The sequence below is a fragment of the Olivibacter sp. CPCC 100613 genome (genome assembly GCF_036959255.1).
Lineage (GTDB): Bacteria > Bacteroidota > Bacteroidia > Sphingobacteriales > Sphingobacteriaceae > Olivibacter.
Window position 1 is genome coordinate 146,238 of sequence record NZ_JAWMTI010000009.1, and the last position, 20,206, is coordinate 166,443.

16 protein-coding genes are annotated in these 20,206 nt (G+C 39.8%); 6 read left to right on the forward strand and 10 right to left on the reverse strand.

The features are described from left to right. Positions 1 to 2: 2 nt before the first annotated feature. From RYH73_RS22225 to RYH73_RS22235, 3 genes are all read right to left on the reverse strand, one after another. Entirely contained in the window at positions 3 to 440 is a 438-nt protein-coding gene (locus RYH73_RS22225) for a hypothetical protein (RefSeq protein WP_335315687.1), read from the reverse strand. Positions 441 to 534: 94 nt separating this feature from the next. After that, positions 535 to 1,164, reverse strand: coding sequence for an AlbA family DNA-binding domain-containing protein (locus RYH73_RS22230; protein ID WP_335315688.1), 630 nt, complete (start codon positions 1,162 to 1,164; stop codon positions 535 to 537). Positions 1,165 to 1,251: 87 nt separating this feature from the next. Next, the gene (locus tag RYH73_RS22235; protein WP_335315689.1) at positions 1,252 to 1,740 is read right to left on the reverse strand and encodes a DUF4442 domain-containing protein; all 489 of its coding nucleotides are present in this window, start codon (positions 1,738 to 1,740) and stop codon (positions 1,252 to 1,254) included. A 298-nt stretch (positions 1,741 to 2,038) separates the two neighbouring features. Between RYH73_RS22235 and RYH73_RS22240 the strand changes: the two genes are divergently transcribed. Beyond that, positions 2,039 to 3,271, forward strand: a complete 1,233-nt coding sequence (locus tag RYH73_RS22240; protein ID WP_335315690.1) for an MFS transporter — start codon at positions 2,039 to 2,041, stop codon at positions 3,269 to 3,271. Positions 3,272 to 3,405: 134 nt separating this feature from the next. On the opposite strand, the gene RYH73_RS22245 is transcribed toward RYH73_RS22240, so the two are convergent. The 6 genes from RYH73_RS22245 to RYH73_RS22270 form a co-directional block, all read right to left on the reverse strand. Then, a complete protein-coding gene (locus RYH73_RS22245; protein WP_335315691.1) occupies positions 3,406 to 6,564 on the reverse strand; it encodes an efflux RND transporter permease subunit in 3,159 nt (1,052 codons plus the stop codon). 87 nt (positions 6,565 to 6,651) lie between these two features. Then, positions 6,652 to 6,957, reverse strand: coding sequence for a DUF190 domain-containing protein (locus RYH73_RS22250; RefSeq protein WP_335315692.1), 306 nt, complete (start codon positions 6,955 to 6,957; stop codon positions 6,652 to 6,654). 53 nt (positions 6,958 to 7,010) lie between these two features. After that, positions 7,011 to 8,018, reverse strand: coding sequence for an efflux RND transporter periplasmic adaptor subunit (locus RYH73_RS22255; protein ID WP_335315693.1), 1,008 nt, complete (start codon positions 8,016 to 8,018; stop codon positions 7,011 to 7,013). A 57-nt stretch (positions 8,019 to 8,075) separates the two neighbouring features. Beyond that, on the reverse strand, positions 8,076 to 9,326 hold the full coding sequence (locus RYH73_RS22260) for a TolC family protein (RefSeq protein ID WP_335315694.1): 1,251 nt from the start codon (positions 9,324 to 9,326) through the stop codon (positions 8,076 to 8,078). A 287-nt stretch (positions 9,327 to 9,613) separates the two neighbouring features. Next, positions 9,614 to 10,981: a HAMP domain-containing sensor histidine kinase gene (locus RYH73_RS22265; RefSeq protein WP_335315695.1), complete on the reverse strand. Its 1,368-nt coding sequence runs from the start codon at positions 10,979 to 10,981 to the stop codon at positions 9,614 to 9,616. An 8-nt stretch (positions 10,982 to 10,989) separates the two neighbouring features. Then, positions 10,990 to 11,673, reverse strand: a complete 684-nt coding sequence (locus tag RYH73_RS22270) for a response regulator transcription factor (RefSeq protein ID WP_335315696.1) — start codon at positions 11,671 to 11,673, stop codon at positions 10,990 to 10,992. Positions 11,674 to 12,267: 594 nt separating this feature from the next. Between RYH73_RS22270 and RYH73_RS22275 the strand changes: the two genes are divergently transcribed. The 5 genes from RYH73_RS22275 to RYH73_RS22295 all read left to right on the forward strand — a co-directional run bounded on the left by RYH73_RS22275 (position 12,268) and on the right by RYH73_RS22295 (position 19,081). Beyond that, positions 12,268 to 12,909: a DUF6266 family protein gene (locus RYH73_RS22275; protein WP_335315697.1), complete on the forward strand. Its 642-nt coding sequence runs from the start codon at positions 12,268 to 12,270 to the stop codon at positions 12,907 to 12,909. 17 nt (positions 12,910 to 12,926) lie between these two features. Next, positions 12,927 to 13,835 carry an oxygen-dependent coproporphyrinogen oxidase gene (hemF, locus tag RYH73_RS22280; protein ID WP_335315698.1) on the forward strand — a complete coding sequence of 303 codons (909 nt, stop codon included), beginning with the start codon at positions 12,927 to 12,929 and terminating at the stop codon, positions 13,833 to 13,835. Between the two features lie 140 nt (positions 13,836 to 13,975). After that, positions 13,976 to 16,564: a DNA gyrase subunit A gene (gene gyrA / locus RYH73_RS22285; RefSeq protein ID WP_335315699.1), complete on the forward strand. Its 2,589-nt coding sequence runs from the start codon at positions 13,976 to 13,978 to the stop codon at positions 16,562 to 16,564. A gap of 109 nt (positions 16,565 to 16,673) precedes the next feature. Further along, positions 16,674 to 17,795: a tetratricopeptide repeat protein gene (locus tag RYH73_RS22290; protein ID WP_335315700.1), complete on the forward strand. Its 1,122-nt coding sequence runs from the start codon at positions 16,674 to 16,676 to the stop codon at positions 17,793 to 17,795. Between the two features lie 98 nt (positions 17,796 to 17,893). After that, a complete protein-coding gene (locus tag RYH73_RS22295) occupies positions 17,894 to 19,081 on the forward strand; it encodes a tetratricopeptide repeat protein (RefSeq protein WP_335315701.1) in 1,188 nt (395 codons plus the stop codon). Positions 19,082 to 19,165: 84 nt separating this feature from the next. Here the strand turns inward: RYH73_RS22295 and RYH73_RS22300 are convergent, their stop codons facing one another. Continuing rightward, positions 19,166 to 20,131 carry a KpsF/GutQ family sugar-phosphate isomerase gene (locus tag RYH73_RS22300; RefSeq protein ID WP_335315702.1) on the reverse strand — a complete coding sequence of 322 codons (966 nt, stop codon included), beginning with the start codon at positions 20,129 to 20,131 and terminating at the stop codon, positions 19,166 to 19,168. Between the last annotated feature and the right edge of the window lie 75 nt (positions 20,132 to 20,206).

Below are 20,206 nucleotides of genomic sequence, written 5' to 3' on the forward strand. Positions count from 1 at the left end.
AACTATTTGTATTTGGAGAGAAGCGCATGACTCTCACTTTCTGCTATTGCAAATTTATCTTTGAGAGCCCTGATTTTCGCCAATTCACCTTTTAAATAGGACGCTACTTCTTCGGATTTTTTATCCGCTTGCGTAGGTTCAAAATCATGCATCCAATCGGTCATCTCCTCATTCGCTTGCGTTAATTGCGATTGTAATTTAAGTAGCTTATTTTTCTCTTGTGCCGTGTCGAGTGTTGGATTAGCTTGTTTTAAACTGTCCATCTTTGTCAGTAAAAGACCTACTTTTAGGTTATCACGCACAAGTGCACCCATTTTCGGCATAATCGAATCATGAACAGCGATAACTTCTTCCTGTAGCTGTAAATTTTTGTTGGCGGCGTTATTGCAAGAAGACATCATCATGCCGGAAATTAACGATAAGAATAGATATGATCTCATTTGTATTATGTTGTTTAGTTTTGACACATTATAAAATAACACGCAAAATCAACGAGATGACACGATCTGAAGGTACAAATCCTTCAAGTTTCCTTCAGATAGCCGCGGGCATATATAGCTCAGCCTCTTTTGTTGTGTCAACTTTGACGATTCCGGCGAGTATCATATTAACCAATAGTCGTTGCGTTTTTCTTCGTGACAGTTTTAGATGTTTGCAAATGTCTATCAATAAGACCTTCTGATTTTCATTCAGAAAGGTAAGTAACTCTTTTTCCTTGTCAGTATAGGTAATAAATACACCCTCTGATTCAGTATGCCTTTTAAGTACATCGACCACGACTTTGCCAGCTAAAATACTTTTATCTTTTACACGTATATAAACCCACCATTTGCCATCATCTCCCAATGCATAATGCGGCTTTAGGTCGCTTTCCGGTATTTCGGCAATTAAGACTAGTTTGTCATCAACAAATGTTTCATCAAATTTAATTTCGATTGCCGGTTTACAGTACCGATAGGCGGCACGTTCTAAAATAAATCGCTCTTCATCTTCATTCTTTACACCGATTATGTGACCATCGTCAGCTACACCAATAAGCAATTTCCCACCTTTATTGTTGGCAAAGGCTACCAATGTTTTTGCAATTTTGTTTTCATTGCTGATCTTGTTCTTAAAATCAAGTTGTTCGCCTTCACCTTGTAGTATCGTTGCTTTTAGCCTCATTTTTTTGTGTAAATTGATTTAAAAAACAGCATTCCAATGCTTATTACAGGATGTTTAAAGTCGAGTGCATAAGGTTTCACTTCCTTATCAGTATGCAACGGTCGCTTGTTCTTTATTGTATTTTAGATTTCTCACATAAACCTCATTTATAACCTTTGCACAAAGATCCCCATTTTTATCGATGACATCCAACGTGAATTTTCGCACAAATTTACCGGTTGTATCCAATAAATATTGGGCCTCTTCGATTGCTTCATCGTTTAGCCGTATTTGAAAATAAAGCGCTCCCCGACCAGGTTTTATGAAGTCAATAGCAGCACTTTTTAACCATACGCGCGTTTTATACCCTCTTCGTCGAAAGATTTGATCGAACAATAGCGCAAAAAACGGATCAGCCGCCGCATAAATAGTTCCCCCAAATATAGAAGAATTATAATTTTTGTTCAGAATGCTATATAGAATCTTTACATCAACACCTTTGAAATCCTTGTGAAATCGCTGAACCCAAATTCGCTGAAAGAAGAGGGGGGGATATAAACGCATTACCCATTTTAATGTACGCTCTGAGACCTTCATGTATTCACTAAATGCGTGTTTGATGTTGCTAGCGCAGCTTGTAGGCTAAGATAGAAAGAATTTTGCATTAACCCTAATTTTAAATAAACTATCTAGGAGATTTGCTGATCACTAGTCCTCGGTGATCTACACGGGAGCTGGGCAGCGATGTATTGATTCACCACGCATTTATTTCAGGTGTCTCCCCGAAAAAAAAATTGAAGTAGACATAAGATTTCAAGGGTCAAATAAAGTTTGAACAGATTTTTAATTCAATAAAATTTATATTTTTAACCCATAATTTCAATAAACCATCTCGATGACAGAAGAGCACGATAAACAACGGACGGCTAAAGTCTGGTTGTTGGTTTTGGTAGCCTCACTAGGTTATTTTGTAGACATCTACGATTTAGTTATTTTTTCAATTGTCCGTGTACAGAGTTTTAAGGATATTGGTGTGCCATTGGAAAATATGCGTACCGATGGCGAGTATGTTCTTAACATGCAAATGATCGGCTTACTGCTTGGCGGTTTATTGTGGGGTATTATTGGCGATAAGTTTGGTCGGGTAAGAGTACTGTTTGGTTCGATTTTACTTTATTCATTGGCCAATATGGCGAATAGTTTTATAAACGATGTGCACAGTTACGCCTGGATTCGTTTTGTCGCGGGTATCGGTTTAGCAGGCGAGTTGGGAGCCGGAGTTACTTTGGTGAGTGAAAGCATGCCACGGAACAAAAGGGGATATGGCACGATGCTGATAGCTGGTATAGGCGTGTTGGGTGCCATTGCCGCTTTTTATGTGGCTGAGCATTTTAATTGGAGGAATGCTTATTTAGTTGGTGGTGGTATGGGCTTGTTATTATTGTTGATGCGCGTTGGGACCTTTGAATCCGGTTTGTTTACCGATACGGTCCAAAAAAATGTAATAAAGGGAAAGTTTTTTATGCTCTTCCAAAATAAAGAGCGTTTTTTAAGGTATCTGTATTGTATGCTTATCGGCTTACCTATCTGGTTTGTGGTTGGTATACTGATTACGCAAGCACCCGAATTCGGTGCGGCGTTGGGTGCTAGCGAAACACTTAGTGCAGGAAAAGGAATTATGTACGCCTATATTGGTATTTCACTAGGCGACATTTTTGCAGGTCTGTACGCCCAGATAACGAAGTCGAGAAAGAAGGCTGTGTTTTTCTTCCAATTGTTGATTATGATCAGTTCGCTATGGTATCTAATGAGTAATGGCATTACCCCACAGAAATTTGTTTGGTTAGCTTTTTTTATGGGGTTTTCTGTTGGATATTGGGCCACTTTTGTTACGATTGCATCCGAGCAATTTGGCACCAATTTGAGAGCAACGGTTGCGACAACGGCTCCTAATTTTGTACGAGGTGCACTTGTTCCGAGCACCTTTTTATTTGAATGGCTTGTTCACCGGTTTGATGTGATTATAGCGGCAACTATAATGGTTATTTTATTGAGTGCGATCGCCATATTTGCGTTAAGCCAATTAAAGGAGAGTTTCGACAAAGACCTGAATTATTTGGAAGAATAGCTTATAGTCGATAGGCTGTCGCTATCAGCCTATCGACAGGTTTTAAGCGGTAAGATTTAGGGTGTGTTAGACTTAAGCCAGTGTCCACGCTCACTGCAACTGCTACTATTCTACAACTGCTACTATTCTACAACTCAACTATTTTCCAATTTCTGCTTTGAACCAAACTTTCTACGGCTTGTCCACCAAAACAAGGGAGGAATCAATAATGGCGCAAAAAGTAAAGTGCTGGTTAGTCCACCAATAATAACCGTCGCCAACGGACGCTGTACGTCAGATCCAATTCCACTAGAGGTTGCTGCAGGAAATAAACCGATAATCGCCACGACAAGAATCGTCAATACCGCACGCAGCTGACCTTTTGAAGTGGCCAATATGACTGCTTTTTGCTCTTCAACGGGCAAAGCATAAGTAGAAAGATTACTGAAATTTCTATTAAGTGCCGACACAATTAACACGCCGGCCATCACCGAAATTCCAAAGATACTGACAAAGCCAACACCTGCCGAAACATTAAAGTAATAACCTCTTAATAAGAGTGCCACGATGCCACCTCCCAAGGCAAATAGAATACAGCTCATCGTCAGTAGCGTATCTTTAAAATTTCTATAGAGTAGGTATAGGAAAGCGAATACGAGACCAATGGTCAGGGGAATGGTAAATAATAATTGCTTACCGGCCCTTTCCAAATTCTCATACTGCCCTCCATAAATAAGATCATATCCCTTTGGAATATGTACCTGTCTACTTATTTTTCTTTGTAGTTCTTTTACAAAACTTACCTGATCTCGTCCTTCAATGTTCGTTCTAACGGTAATCATACGCTTACTTCCATAATGGTAGATATTCGTTTGACCTTCAATAAAACCAATTTCGGCAAGTTGATTCATTGGAATGAGACTACCAGTTGCTGATGTAACCAATAGGCTTTTTAAGGCGTCGATATTATCCCTAAATTCAGGTAAATAACGGACAACAATATCATAACGTTTCGTACCATCGTATATTTCGGAGATAGTTTTTCCGCCAATGGCCGCCTCAATCATGTTTTGAATATCGGAAATATTAATACCAAATCTTGCTGCGTTCTCACGATTTATATTGACGGCAATCTGTTCTTGAGGACCTTCCTGTTCGATATTAACTGATTCGCTGCCTTGCATATTTCTAGCAATATCCGCTATGCTATCTGCTTTCTGACGCATGAGGTGCAAGTCGTTCCCAACAATAGATACGGCCAAATCTGCAGCAGAACCTGTTACAATTTCCATGACTTGGTCAATAATAGGTTGACCACTGGAAAAACTAACACTGGGTAATTCCCTGGATAGATCAGCTTTAATATTGTTGACCAAGGTTGATTTTGCGATGGTGTCACTCCATAGTTTATAATCTTTAAGACCGACGAGAATTTCATTCCTATTCGCTGGAAATGGGTCTGTTCCATCGTCATTGCGTCCAGTTTGGGTGATGACAAAGGCGACTTGTGGATACTTGGATATCACTTTTCTAATTTGTGGAGCATATTTAGCATTCTCCTGAATATTGATGCCGGCTGGAAAATTACCCCTTAAGAAGATGGAACCCTCATCTAATGAGGGTAAAAATTCTGAACCCAGTTTAGCGCCGGCGAGTATGCAGAGAGCCACTAAAATGAAGCCCACAATCACGGTACGCTTATATTGAGAAATGAATCTTTGCAACGTTTTGCCATATAGATTTTCCAGAAAGTCCAATATTTTGTTACGATGTTCTTTTAACGGTTTTTCTTGATTGTTGAGTGCGTTATGATAAACAAAAGAGATTAAAACAGGAATAATTGTTAATGCTGCTAACATAGAACCAATAACAGCAAATGCCAACGTTAAAGCCATAGGTGAGAATAGTTTTCCTTCAACTCTGGTCATTAACAGGATTGGCATATAGGCTAAAATAATAATGGTAACAGAAAAGAAAATTTCCCTGCCCACTTCTTGTGCAGATAAAAGCGTAATTTTAATAATGCCTTCTTTCTTTTCATCCATTGTGGCGGTTCGATACTTTCTAATGAGGTGTTCGACCATGACGCACGCACCATCCACAATAATACCAAAATCAATTGCGCCCAGAGAGAGTAAGTTGGCGGGAATACCGGTTAGGCGCATAAGAATGAAAGCGAATAAAAGAGAGAAAGGAATCGTTAAGGCTACTACCAACGCGCTACGCACACTCCCAAGAAAAAAGATGAGGAGAATAATTACAATGCTTATTCCTTCAAAAAGAGTATGTGCAACCGTTTCCAGCGAGTGATTTATTAAGAAACTCCGATCATAGAGCGGTCTAATGCGCACACCCTCTGGTAAGTCATGGGTTTGCACATCCGCTATTTTTTGCTTCAAAAGAGCCAAAGCGTCACTTGGATTTTCGTAACGACGTAGGAGTACAACCCCTTCTACACCATTACTTACATCCAGACTATCCGCTGTAACCGTATAGCCAAGAACCCCGTTAGGTGGGGGCGGTCCAACCTCGACGTTCGCAACATCCCGTACAAAAATCGGCATGCCGTTGACGGACTTCAACACAATGTTCAAGATGTCATTTTCTGATTTAATTGCCCCTAAACCCCGCACGGCAAAACCTTGACCTCCTCGATTTATGATGTTTCCACCGGTATTCTGATTATTATTGTCTACGGCTGTTTCGATATCTGCAATACTTAAATCGTATTTACGCAGTTTTTCGGGGGATGCAAAGATATGAAACTGTTTCATCGGGCCGCCAAAAGTGGTTACATCAGCAATACCAGGTGTCTGTAGCAGAGCGGGTTTGATAACCCAATCCTGTAAATCACGCAGTTGTGTCGGTGTAAAGGTGGGTGGTGCTTCTACTATATAACGCATGATTTCGCCAACGGCAGTCGATAGGGGGGCTAGTTCAGGTGTGACACCCTCTGGTAATTCAATGGAACCTAAACGTTCCATGACCTGTTGACGGGCGAAGTAATCGTCCGTTCCATCTTTGAAGGTAAGTTGTACAACACTCAGTCCGAATATAGTGCGACTTCTACGGTCTAATACGTTGGGGGTATTCTGCAAAGCGCGTTCGATCGGTACAGTAACCTGTTGTTCTACTTCTTCTGCCGCTCTTCCAGGAAAGGGCGCAACAACAATCACGTTGGTGTCAGCAATATCGGGGTAGGCCTCTATTTTTAGCTGTGTAAAGCAGTAATATCCTACCGCCATAAGTACAATACCAATCGCGACTACCGTCCAACGATTTTTTAATGAAAATATTAATAAATTCCTAATCATTTCTTTGTCCTTTATCTTTGTTCATCGTTGCTTGTTACCTATTGGTTAGTTCGGGTCAGAAGCTATTGATAGCAAGACAGCGGGTGATTATTCTGTCCACTCGTCCACTTGGTGGACGATCACGTAGCCTGACTTTGTAACGGTCCGTAACGATTTAAGTAGCTCTTTGACCTTGGCATCTTCATCCATGAGGATGATGAGCAAAGGAACCTCATCGAAGCTAAAAAGATCATTAGGTCTACTTAAATGACTGCCACGCAAATAGCCTAAGCTTCCGTTAAATGCTGTCGCACTTTTTACCTGATGCTTGATCAGAAATTGCATAATGAATTCATAAAGGGGTTGACTACCTAAGAATTCGTTTTTATTAATAAAAATCTGTGCCTGTAACATGGTTATTAGCTGTTAGTTATTTGTTATAGAGTCGTTGATTCACAATTCTAATATTAGTATCCAAACGAAAGTCCTTTAAGTTGGATCGTTCCTTTCATGACCACTTGATCATTTTTTTCCAAACCCTGCAATACGACAAGGCGTTCACCTATCTGTTGTCCTGTTTTTATCGCTTTTCTTTCATAGAAACCGTCTCCCTTATCGATGAAGACATAATCTTTGCCATCAACTGTTACTAAGGACTCTTTGCTGATCGTAATATTATTGCCTACATTCTTCAGATCAAACAATACCTGTGCGAACATTCCGGCTTTTAATGAACTGCTATTGTCGAGTAAGCTTATACGTAGCTTTACCATACGTGTTACGTTATCCACGACATCTGCAATGTCTTCCACCTGTCCTTGGAAAGCTTTATCTGGATAGGCAGAAAACATTACCTTACAAGCGGCTCCTTCATGAATATTGTTGATTTGGTTCTCAGGAATATCGCATATTACGTAAGCCTTTCCTGCTGGTGCTTTTCGAAGGGCTGTTGGATCAAAACCTCCTTGTTTTAAGTTGGCTTCGTACTGAATAAGTGATGCCTTCTCGTTCGCTAAATTGCTTTTTTCAAGGGAAAGTGCTGTTTGTGCTTCCAATACATCACGTCCAGTCGCTGCCCCATGATTCAATAAATCGGAAGCACGATCCAATTCAATTTCTTTCTGTTTAATGTTAATCTGTTGAATTTGATGGATATTTGTTTGGTGCTGCGCCAAAGCAGTATAACTGCTGGCTAAATCGGGATTATCAAAAAGTACTACATTTTGGGATGCGCCTGCAATCGAAGCCACCACGGTAGCGGCAATTTTTCCGGGAGCGGTGTAAGCAGCAGTAACGGAACCATCGTAAACAGGTTCGGTTCGGAAGAAGCTTTTCATTGTACTGTCTTTAAAGCTGATCGTCTGCCCGTTATTAGTGACGACAGGAGCTTCAATACGTTCCAGCTTATTATCTTCATGCGAGGAGCATGCTGTCCAAAAGAAAGCGGATGCTAATAAATATAAGATCGGTTTCATCTGTAAAGAATTCGTTTGTGTTATATATTTAGATTGTCTTTATCGCTGACGCTATGCTTATCCGGCCAATTGATTTATCAAGCCGCTTGTATATAGCAATTGAATATAACTTTGTCTATAGAGTTGTAGCGCATCGTAATATTGCTGTTGTGTTTCGAGCCAACTGCGTTGTGCCTCTAGAAAGTCTATAAGCGTAGTGCCACCGCGGAGATATGCATATTTCACGTTAGCTAAAATGTGTTCAGATTGCTTGAGGAGCCCATCTGTAAATTTATGCGTATTCTGCTTTTGGGTTTGATAGCTGGCATAGGCCGTCATCAGTTCCGTTTGGGCCCTGCCTTTTATGGCCATATATTGTTGCTCCGATTGATCTTTTAAAAGATATGCTTTCTTGATCTCCCCCTGATTTCGAGAAAAAAAAGGAAGGTCAAAAGTTACGGTAAAACCAGCATAATTAATGGTGTTCTGTGGATTCCACATGATGCCGAATTCGGGAATGGGTACAGCAAGACTTCTTTGTAGCGAAATGTTCTTGTTTGATACATTAATCAATGATTGCGCAGCTTTTATATCAGCTCGACCGACAAGTGCTACTTTCAACAATGAATCCAATCCCATCGTTCCTGTTAATGCGAATTGATCTGAAACATCAATATCGTTAACTTGTGAACCTACTAAATAGCTGAGTTCCATTAGCCGATTGCTTAAATCCTGCTCGGCACTTTTAACCTTGAGTTCGTACTCTTTCGCAAGTAATTGAGTACGCATAAAGTCAGTTTGGGTTATCACCTGGTTTTTAAGACGTACCTTGTTGATATCACTGAGCGAATCGATATTACTTTTAGCTATTTTCAGGATATCCAATTGCTTATGGGCGGTATAAACATCCATCCATTTGAAGGCAACTTCTGCAAATACACCTCGCTCCACTTCCTGATAATTTTTATTCGATAGATCAATCTGATCGTTCGCTAAAGCTATTTTTTTCTGACGTTGACCCGCTAATTGAAAGGGCTTTGTAAGCGTGAAGAGTGACTGTCGATTCACTGGATCGGACCAAGAAGTGTGGGGTGCAAAATTCTTACTTTGGGTAAGTTGGATGGTCTCATTATGAAATGAGGGATTAGGGCGTAATGCCGCCGTTGTACTGTCAGCTTGTGCAGCCTTCATTTGATAAGCCTCGGTTTTTAAATTTGGATTTTGTGTTTTCGCGACACGAAGTGCTTCTTTTAAACTAAGGTTTTGTGCGTTTGCTGCACCTAGATTATAAAAGCACAAAATTCCGATCATCCAAAATAATCTTTGCATAATAATGATATTATTCCTATGCAAAATTGAAAAATGTGTTACTGAAGAGCCGTTAGAAAGGATTTATATTTTTATTAGAAAGCTATTAGAAGAGTTAAGGGAAAATTAGTCATTAGCCAATGTGATGATTAGTTAATGTCGTGATGGGGCTATACGAGCTTAAAGCATACTACGTATAGCTTAAGGCTTTACTATAAAACCGAAAGCTGATTGCTGATTTCCGATTGCCTAAAAGTTGCAGCGGCAATGGCACAGACTCATGCCTCAAGCATGCCGCTTAAAGCCTATTAAACATGCGGTAACCTTACCTCGAACTTAGTGCCGCGACCTAATATAGAAGATACGCTAATTTCTCCGTGATGAAGATTAATAATTCGCTGCGAGAGTGCCATGCCAATACCGTGGCCACTGGAGCGACTTCTATTTTGCCCCCGAAAAAAGGGGATGAAAATTTTGTTCAAATCTTCGTTGGAAATTCCAATACCGTGATCAATAAAGTCAATAATTGCCCGATTGTTCTGATGAGATATTTTTACTTCACAGCTCTGATCTTCAGAGAATTTACACGCATTTTCCATAATATTCGTAAAAGCAACCTGTAAAAGATAACTGTTACCGCTTATGGTGATTTCATCTTCACCATCAGGGATTTCCGTAAAATCGATCGCAATATGATAGGAGGGTGTTTGTTTTTCAAGTTGATGTTTTGCATCTAATAGAACTTCATCAATTCTGATGGTTTTGAACGATATTTGGGTGGGATCGTAGCTTGCCTTAGCAAGATCTAACAGACTTGTTGTTAGTTTAGCGAGAGTCTGTGCATCTTTTAGCGTTAGCTGAACGGTTTGCTTATACTGCTCTACCGTTCGTTGTTTATTAGAAGAAAGCTCCAATTCAGCAATAATGGTGGATAAGGGGGTCCGTACTTCGTGTGCAATATTGGATATAAATTCTTTCTGCGCGTTAAAAGATTTCTCAAGACGGTTGAGCATTTCGTTGAAGGTAATGGCTAATTCTGCTAATTCATCTTTACCGTTACCCACGCTAATTCTGGCGTCTAGATTGTTTGCTGTAATTTCTTCAACATTATCTATCATGTTTGAAACTGGCTTTAAAGCTTGTTCTGCTGAAAAACGACCAGCGACCACAATCAGCAAAAGAGATAAGCTGAAAGCAATCGCTAAATATTCCAATATTGTATGCAGCTTTTCTTGGCTATAACGATCGATGGCTGCGGCTGTGATAATATAGGTCTCATTGTCATGCTTAAGCGTAAAGGCTGTAACGTTGTAATCGTTGTATTTATACCTGATTTCGTTGTTTCTAACAATAGAATCCAAAAGCTTAGGTGTTTCCTTTACAATATCTTTGTTTTCCGCATCATGGTAGATAAGTCTATATGATTTGTCATAAATGGCAACTTCCTCGTTAATCACTCGACGCGTATTATTTGCGTAAATTGTTTGAAGTACTTCGGGTTTGATGTTCAAATCAAATAGAAAATATACTTTCGTAATGGCATGTTGCTTAATCTGGTTGTAAAATTCGTCTTTTTGATCATTTGCGAAAGAAAGATAAAAAAATAACGCAAAGACCAAAAGTACACCGGCAGACAAAAGTGAATATAAGAGCGTTAATTTATTTCTGATCTTCATGCCAACGTTTATTCAGTCTTGAAAATGAAACCCATCCCTGGTTTGGTATGTATATATTTTTCGTCGTAAGCTTTATCGATTTTATTGCGTAAATAGTTAATGTAAACGTCAATAAAATTGGTACCGGTATCAAAGGTGGTGTCCCATACTTTTTCCGCTATTTCGACGCGTGGAAGGACTCTTCCTTTGTTGCGAATCATATACTCCAATAATTTAAATTCTTTCGGTGTCAGATTAATCTCATCGTTGCCTCGTTTTACGACACGTGTATGTAAATTCATCTCTAATTCGCCTGCCTTTAATAGCGCCGTGCCAGCTCCCGAACTATTACCGAATCCACGTTTAAGGAGCACACGTATCCTTGCTTCCAGCTCCCTGAAATCAAATGGTTTAACGAGGTAATCGTCGGCTCCTGCATCGAAGCCTTCTAATTTATCATCTGTTGTTCCCAAAGCCGTTAGCATAATAATCGGTAAATCGGGATAACTTTCTTTAATCTCACGACATAGATCGATCCCGTTGATCTTTGGAAGTATAATATCCATAATAATCAAATCATAGTGATGTTGCCACACTAGCTTTTTACCTAATATACCATCGTAGGCTACGGTCGTCTTGTATCCTAATTCTTCCAAGCCACGTTGCAATAACTGGGCAATGCGCGATTCATCTTCGATAATAAGTATATTCATTAATTCGAACTTAACAGATACAAACTTAGATAAAATTTGGATTTGTGAATAATTGAGTTAAGGTTGGTTAGCCAATGTGATAACCGAACAAAATGAATTCATGAACACCTTCGAAATGAATCGTGAGATGTCGTGCGAGCTTAGGGTCTATAGCCTAGAACAAAAAAGCCCTCAATCGGGGAGATTGAGGGACTTTTACTAACCAATTATAAACCTAAATTATGATAGTACAAAGGTAAGCTGATTTAAATGCATTTACAAGCCGTGCCGATGGATCTATGTTCGTTGTAGATTATTATGTATTTATTGTCAGGTACTTAGTTTATGTTTTTGATAAAATTTGACTGAAAATGATAAGTGCTAAATGTCGGCATTTGAGAGCGTTGTCATTTAATAGCCTTGCAGGGCTTATTAAGAGGAGAAACTGTAAACCATATTAATTGTAATATAATAGGTAAATAAATAGGATATAATAGGGGGTTAATAAGGGTATTTCCGTATTATATATTGATAAAGTAATAACTATTTATTTTTTCATATAAAAAACATGCAGAAATAAGTATATTCGTTGGAACAATTATAAATTGAATGATTATGGCTATTATAAAAAATGGCATAAACGGGTCTTTTTTCGGTAAAGTCGGTAGTGTTATTGGCTACGAATGGAGAGGAATCCCCGTAATGCGCGGTTTGCCGAAAAAACGTACGTCACCACCGTCTGAGAAAGAGTTAGCCAATCGTGGACGTATGCGTATCATGCAAAAATTCCTTCAAGATAGCAAGAACTTTATTAACCTTGGCTTTCAGCTCGAAGCGAAATTGAGGAATATGTCTGCCTTTAATGCTGCGATGAGTTATAATAAAAGACATGCGATAACAGGAGACTACCCTGATCTCAAGATTGATTACGAGAAACTTCTCGTTTCAAAAGGCATATTAACTCCCCCTGCTGATCCATCTGTTATATATTCGGAAAATAAGCTTCACTTCAAGTGGAATGCGGCATTGGCACCCTTTAGCGTACGTGTACTTTTATTTGCGTTCACGGAAGATAGGTCGTATATCAACGCTAGTTATGGACTGGTTTATGGCGATTCGGGTGAAGATTTGTTGGAGTTCGAGTTAGCGGAGTCCGATTATCCGAGCGGCATAAGAATTCATTCATACATTACATTTATAAATCTGATGCACGATGCCATATCCAATAGCGTTTATTGTGGCGTAATAGAAACCTAAATCCTTATCTTTGCCACATGTTTACTAAAGAAGAAATTGCCGCTTCTTACCGAGAAATTCAAGATACGATCTGTAAAGGCCTAGAAGAAGCAGATGGAAGTGCTGTTTTTGAAGAAGAACTTTGGACTCGTGAGGGTGGTGGAGGTGGAAGAACGCGTATTATACAAGATGGGCAGGTCATTGAGCGGGGAGGAGTTAATTTTTCCGCTGTACACGGCAAATTGCCTGAGAAAATAAAGACTGCCTTTGGTGTACAAGAAGAGGATTTCTTTGCCACAGGCGTATCAATTGTGATTCATCCTAAAAACCCCTGGGTTCCTATTATACACATGAACATTCGTTACTTCGAATTGAATAAACAAACAAGATGGTTTGGCGGAGGAATAGATTTGACACCTCACTATATTATTCCGGCTGACGCTACTTTTTTTCATAAGCAGTTAAAAGAAATTTGTAATCAATTCCAAATGAATTTTTATGAGAGGTTCAAAAAATGGGCGGATGACTATTTTTTTATAAAACACCGCCAAGAAACACGGGGTATCGGTGGCATTTTTTTCGATAGGCTACAGCCCGATAACAGCATGTTGAGCTATGATCAATTGTTTGATTTTTCCAAAGCGCTTGGCAAAAACTTTGTACCCATTTATGCAGAACTGATTAAACGAAACCAGAAAAAAAGTTACACTCTTGATCAGAAGGATTGGCAATTCATCCGACGAAGCCGATATGTTGAGTTTAACTTAGTTTATGATTCTGGTACTAAATTTGGTTTAGAGACCAATGGACGGATTGAATCTATTCTTATGAGTTTACCCCCGCAGGCGAACTGGGTTTATAATCACCAACCGATAGCAGGTTCCGAGGAGGAAAAAACACAGCAGTTATTGAAAAAAGGAATTGACTGGGTAAAAGATCTCGGGTGAAAAATGATCGGAGATCAATAAACAGAGAGGGCATTATACCTACCGATGGAGACACGGTCCTTCAATGGTCAATTCTCAAAGATTTTTATTATTTTCGCATGCACTAAAGCGAAATAGTTTTTTTAACGGACTAAACAAGTATGGCTGACGAAACAGAAAATGACGATAATTTGGTGCCGGCTAATGACCGGATCATACCTATTAGTATAGAAGAGGAAATGAAATCTGCCTACATCGATTATTCGATGTCGGTGATTGTTTCAAGAGCGTTACCAGATGTTCGGGACGGCTTAAAACCCGTTCATAGACGGGTTTTATATGGAATGTTGGACTTAGGCGTTACCAGTGGAAAACCTTATAAAAAATCAGCTCGTATCGTAGGTGATGTTTTAGGTAAGTATCACCCACATGGTGATTCGTCTGTTTATGATACGATGGTACGTATGGCTCAAGAATGGAGTCTGCGCTATCCCTTGGTAGATGGTCAGGGAAACTTTGGCTCTATTGATGGTGATAGCCCTGCGGCGATGCGTTATACGGAGGCAAGGTTGAAGCGAATTGCCGAAGAGATGTTGGCCGATATAAATAAGGATACGATTGACTATCAATTAAACTTTGACGATTCGCTCCAAGAGCCAACGGTTCTACCCACGAAGATTCCGAATCTATTGGTTAATGGCGCATCGGGTATTGCTGTAGGGATGGCAACAAATATGGCACCGCACAATTTGAGTGAGGTAATAGAGGGTACGGTTGCCTATATTGATAATCGGGACGTTACAGTTGCTGACTTGATGCAATACATCAAAGCGCCGGATTTCCCTACTGGCGGCGTTATATACGGCTATGCGGGTGTTCAGGATGCTTTTGAAACAGGAAGAGGCCGTGTTGTGATGCGTGCAAAAGCGGAGATAGAGGTTTCGAAGAACGACAAAGAAACAATTGTTGTTACCGAAATTCCCTATCAGGTTAATAAAGCGGAAATGATCAAACGTACCGCAGATTTGGTGAATGAAAAGAAAATAGAAGGAATATCTGCTATACGAGATGAGTCGGATCGGGAAGGCCTTCGAATTGTCTACGACATTAAACGAGACGCGAATGCATCGATCGTGTTGAACAATCTTTTTAAATACACATCTCTTCAAACTTCCTTTAGTGTCAATAATATCGCGTTGGTGCACGGACGTCCTATGTTATTGAATCTGAAAGATATGATTCATCATTTTGTGGAACATCGTCACGAAGTGATTATACGTCGTACCAAATTTGAGCTTGCGGAAGCTGAAAAGCGAGCGCATATTTTGGAAGGCTTGTTAATTGCACTTGATCATTTGGATGAAGTCATCCAATTAATCCGTTCGTCCGAAACTCCGGAAGATGCAAGGATTGGCTTAATGGAAAAGTTTGGTCTATCCGATATCCAAGCGAGAGCGATTCTTGATATGACGCTTAGAAGATTGACGGGACTGGAACGTGATAAGATCAAAGAGGAATATGCGGAACTCATGAAAACCATCGAGTACTTGAAATCAGTGTTGGCTGACGAAGGACTCCGGATGAAGATTATTAAGGACGAATTACTGGAGATCAAGGAAAAGTATGGAGATGAACGTCGTTCTCAGATTGTGCACTCAGCAGAAGATATGCGAATGGAAGATTTTATCGATGATGAAGAAATCGTAATTACCATCTCGCATGAAGGTTATGTAAAACGTACACCGTTGACCGAGTATCGTCTGCAAGCGAGGGGCGGAAAGGGCTCTTTGGGATCTACAACGAAAGAAGAAGATTTTACCGAGCATATTATCACCGCCTCTGCACATAATTATATGCTGTTTTTTACGGAGGCAGGACGTTGTTTCTGGCTACGGGCGTTTGAAATTCCGGAGGGAACGCGTACTTCTAGGGGAAGGGCGATTCAGAATATCATCAATATCCCGAAAGAAGAAAAAATCAAAGCCTACATAAAAGTGAAAAATTTGAAGGATCAGGAATATCTGGAGAATAATTTCATCATTATGTGTACAAAAGGCGGCACTATTAAGAAGACTTCATTGGAAGCTTACTCACGTCCGAGAGCAAATGGTATTAATGCCATTAATATCAACGAAGGTGATCAGCTCTTGGAGGCATGTCTGACAGACGGCAATAGTGAAATCTTAATGGCGTTAAAATCGGGGCGTGCTATCCGTTTTAACGAATCAACTGTACGTCCAATGGGAAGAACGGCCACGGGAGTTCGTGGGGTAACTTTAGCTGGGCCGGAGGATGAAGTTGTTGGCATGATTAGTGTTAATAAAAAAGATGCGACAGTATTGGTTGTTTCTGAAAAAGGGTATGGAAAAAGAACCGATATTGACGACTATCGTGTGACCAACAGAGGCGGTAAGGGCGTTAAAACGTTAAATGTAACGGATAAGACAGGATTGTTGGTCGCGATTAAGGACGTCACCGACAATGATGACTTGATGATTATTAATCGTTCAGGGATCGTTATCCGTATAGCTGTTAGTCAACTTCGGGTGATGGGACGGGCCACACAGGGTGTTCGTTTAATTAACTTGAAAGAGAATGATCAGATCGCTTCAATCACCAAAGTGGATCATGACGAGGAAGAAAGTGTTGATGCGGCAGAAAATGTTGTAGTAGCAGCAGGTATTCCAGCGGAAAGTGAAAACGAAGTGAATCACTCGAATGATGAAGATGAAGACGAAAGAGAGGAATAAGGCACGGTCTGTTTTTAGGAACGGACTAACAGCTACGTATAATAAACTTTAAATTTGAGTCACGGCAAACACCGGAATATAGGATGTTAGGCTTTAAAAGAACATATTAATGAAAAGTGATCTATACAGACATGTCATCACCAGTACGGTTCTGTTTATCTTTTTCTGTACACAGCTGAGTTGGGCACAGTCGAATCTTAAAGAAGGAAATAACAATTTTGCGCGTTACACCAAATCCGGAGATATGAAAGATTTGTTGGAAGCGCGGAAATTTGCCGATCTTGGCTATAAGGAACGCAGAGACTCAGCTGCTTATAACAACACCTTGTTGAGAGGGCTTGTTTATGGTAGCTTGGCAGTGGCTGACTCAAATCGGACACAAAAGTATGATAAGGATCCGATCGACGAAGCAGAATTTATGTTAAGTAGGCTAAATGATGAACAGCTCAACTATGAAAATGAAGCACAAATCAATTATTTGAAAAAACGTCTAGCGGAAGCCTATTTAATACGAGCTAATCGTGCCCTTACGAATAACAACTATGAGGAAGCGTATAATCTGTTTGGGAAAGTTAATGAATACAATAGTACGCCGAATACCCGACATAATTTAGCTTTGCTAAGTGAACGTCTGGACAGACCGGATGATGCCATTAAATTATACAATGATTTTATTCAGAACAAGTCGTCTGCAAAGCCGAGTTACATTCTAACACTGGCTAAAATACATTTAAATAAGGGCGATAATAATGCAGCACAGAATGTATTGCTTAAAGGAAGGGAATATTTCCCGACGAATAAGGATATTCTCTTTGCGTTATTGAACCTGTATGCCGGTAACGGAGCGTATGATGCGGTTGTTGCTTTAGCTGACGAGGCGATTGCAATGGAACCTGAGAGCGTTAATTTGAACTACCTGATTGGTTATGCTTATGAAGTTACCGGCGATCGTGAAAAGGCAGAAAGTTATTATAAGCGCACGTTGGAGCTTGACCCTGACGATTATAATAGCAATTATGAGCTAGGACTACTTTATTTAAGAGATTTTGTAAAGGACGCATCCAATTTGGAAAAACAATATGAGGCGCAACAATATTTACTAAAAGCAAACGAAATAGACCCTAATGCTGTTAATGCATTAAAGTCTTTGGCCGTACTATTTGATAAATCGGGAAATGGCGTTCAGCTTGAGCGAGTGAACAGTCAGTTGAATCAGATAGATATGAATTAGAGAAGATGATGCAAAGTGAAGCATCGTACGAAGTTGGATCAAGACAGTTTACTATAGCTAACAATTAACAAATCACTAAGCATACAAATTATAGAAAAATGAAAATCAGATCAATTTTATTAGCTACACTTTTATTGGGCTCGACGGTTGCATTTGCACAGAAGGGAGAGCTTAATAAAGCAAAAAGTAAATACAGTTCATTTGCTACCCTTACAGGAGGTGCGGTAGAAAACGTACCTGAACTGGCACTGAAGGAACTGGGTGAAGCTAAGGAAGCTATTGATAAAGCCGCTGCGCACGAAAAAACCAAGGATTTGCCTGAAACATGGACTTACTTAACTTTGATTAACGCTGAGTTTGCAATGATCAATCAAAAGTCAGGAAAAGCAGCAGAAGGAGATGCTTCTTATAAAGCGGCAGGTGATGCTTTCGAAAAAGCAAAGGGTTTAAATGAAGGAGGTGAAGATAAGGAGTTGAAAGGAAATATGGAAAGAGCTGGAAGTTTATTGGCAAATTATGAAATTGGCAATGGTGTAAAAGCATTTGAAACAAACGATTTTGCTTCTGCTTATACTGCTTTCAACAACGGCTTAAAATATATGCCAGGCGATTCGATTTTGACCTTATATGCCGGTATTGCTGCCCAAAATAACCAACAGTATGATGATGCAATCAGTAGGTTTAAAGAGTTGATTCCAAAAAGTTCCGATGCGTACCTCAACTTATCTGATGCTTATTTAAAGAAAGGGGATACGGCATCAGCAGTTAAATATATTGATGAGGCTGCCACTAAGTTTCCTGATAGTGCAAAGATTATTAACCAAAAGATCGTGTTAAACATTACGACGGGTAATAGTGAGAAAGTGATTAGTGATATCGAGGCCCAAATGGCTGCAGATCCTTCCAATGGTGAGCTTCCTTTCTTCTTGGGCTATGCATATGAATCTACAAAACAACCGGATAAGGCGCTAGAGGCTTATAAAAAAGGTATTGCAGCGAAACCGGATGATGCACGTAATTACGGCGCAGCCGCAGCGATTATTTTAAATCAAGCACGTGATATCTACAACCAGGCCAGCAGCATTCCGACAAATAAAGAAGCAGAGTACAAAGCCAAATTGCAAGAAGCTTATACCTTAGCGGATACTGCAGTGCCTTATTTGGAGAAAGCGACTACCCTTGATCCTAAAACTAAAGGGTATTGGGAGAATATGCGTTTTTATTATCAGTTGAAAGGCGATGAAGCCAAAACGAAAGAAATTACTGATAAATTGAATGCACTTTAACGAAGTCTGCATTAACATAAAAAGCTGTTCCGTTAACGGAACAGCTTTTTTTATATAACAGCTCGGCATGATCGTCGCCCCGAACTAAATAATCCCTTCGTTTAATAAGTCATGTAAATGGATAATTCCATCATATTGGTCATTGCGAACAACTAATAGTTGCGTAATATGATTGCTTCGCATCATATTAAGCGCATGAACCGCTAATTCGTTATATTGAATAGTTTTTGGATCTTTTCCCATGATATCTTCGGCCTTTAATTCTCCGATATCTTGATTTGATTCGAGCATTCTTCGGATATCACCATCCGTAATAATACCTCCTATTTTTTTATCATTCACAACAGCCACAGCACCCAGACGATTTTTGGTTATTTCTACCAATACCGCTTTAATAGGGGTGTTTCTCTTTACTTCCGGTTTAGCATTTTGTCGTGCTAAGTCCGTTACTTTCAGGTATAAACGTTTGCCCAAAGCACCACCGGGATGATATTTAGCAAAGTCATCGTTCGTAAACGATCGGCATTCCAGAAGGCAAATAGCAAGCGCATCACCCATGGCAAGTTGGGCAGTTGTACTCGTGGTGGGAGCCAAATTCAAAGGACAAGCCTCTCTGGAAACCGTGGTGTCCAATATAAAATCCGCGTGTTCAGCCAAATATGATTTTGTATTTCCAACCATTGCGATTATCTTTGCGTTGGAATTTTTAAGCAGTGGTACAAGCACCTTAATTTCCGGAGTATTTCCGCTCTTAGAGATGGCTATTACAATGTCTTCTTGCTGTAGCATCCCTAAATCTCCGTGAATAGCATCCGCCGCATGCATAAAAATTGCCGGTGTTCCTGTAGAGTTCATGGTGGCAACAACTTTCTGTGCAATGATAGCACTTTTACCTATTCCTGTAATAATTACGCGGCCCTTTATACCAAGTATGGCATGTACGGTGTTGATAAAATCGTCGTTGATATTTTTTGTCAGTTTACTGATCGCTTCAGCTTCTAATGTAAGTGCGGTAACGGCAATATTTTCAATGTCGGATTTGGTTTTCACGGATATTTTTTATTAATTTTAGTAAGAATTAAGGCAAATTTATGTTATTTTAAGCATTAATAGACATAAGCCTTT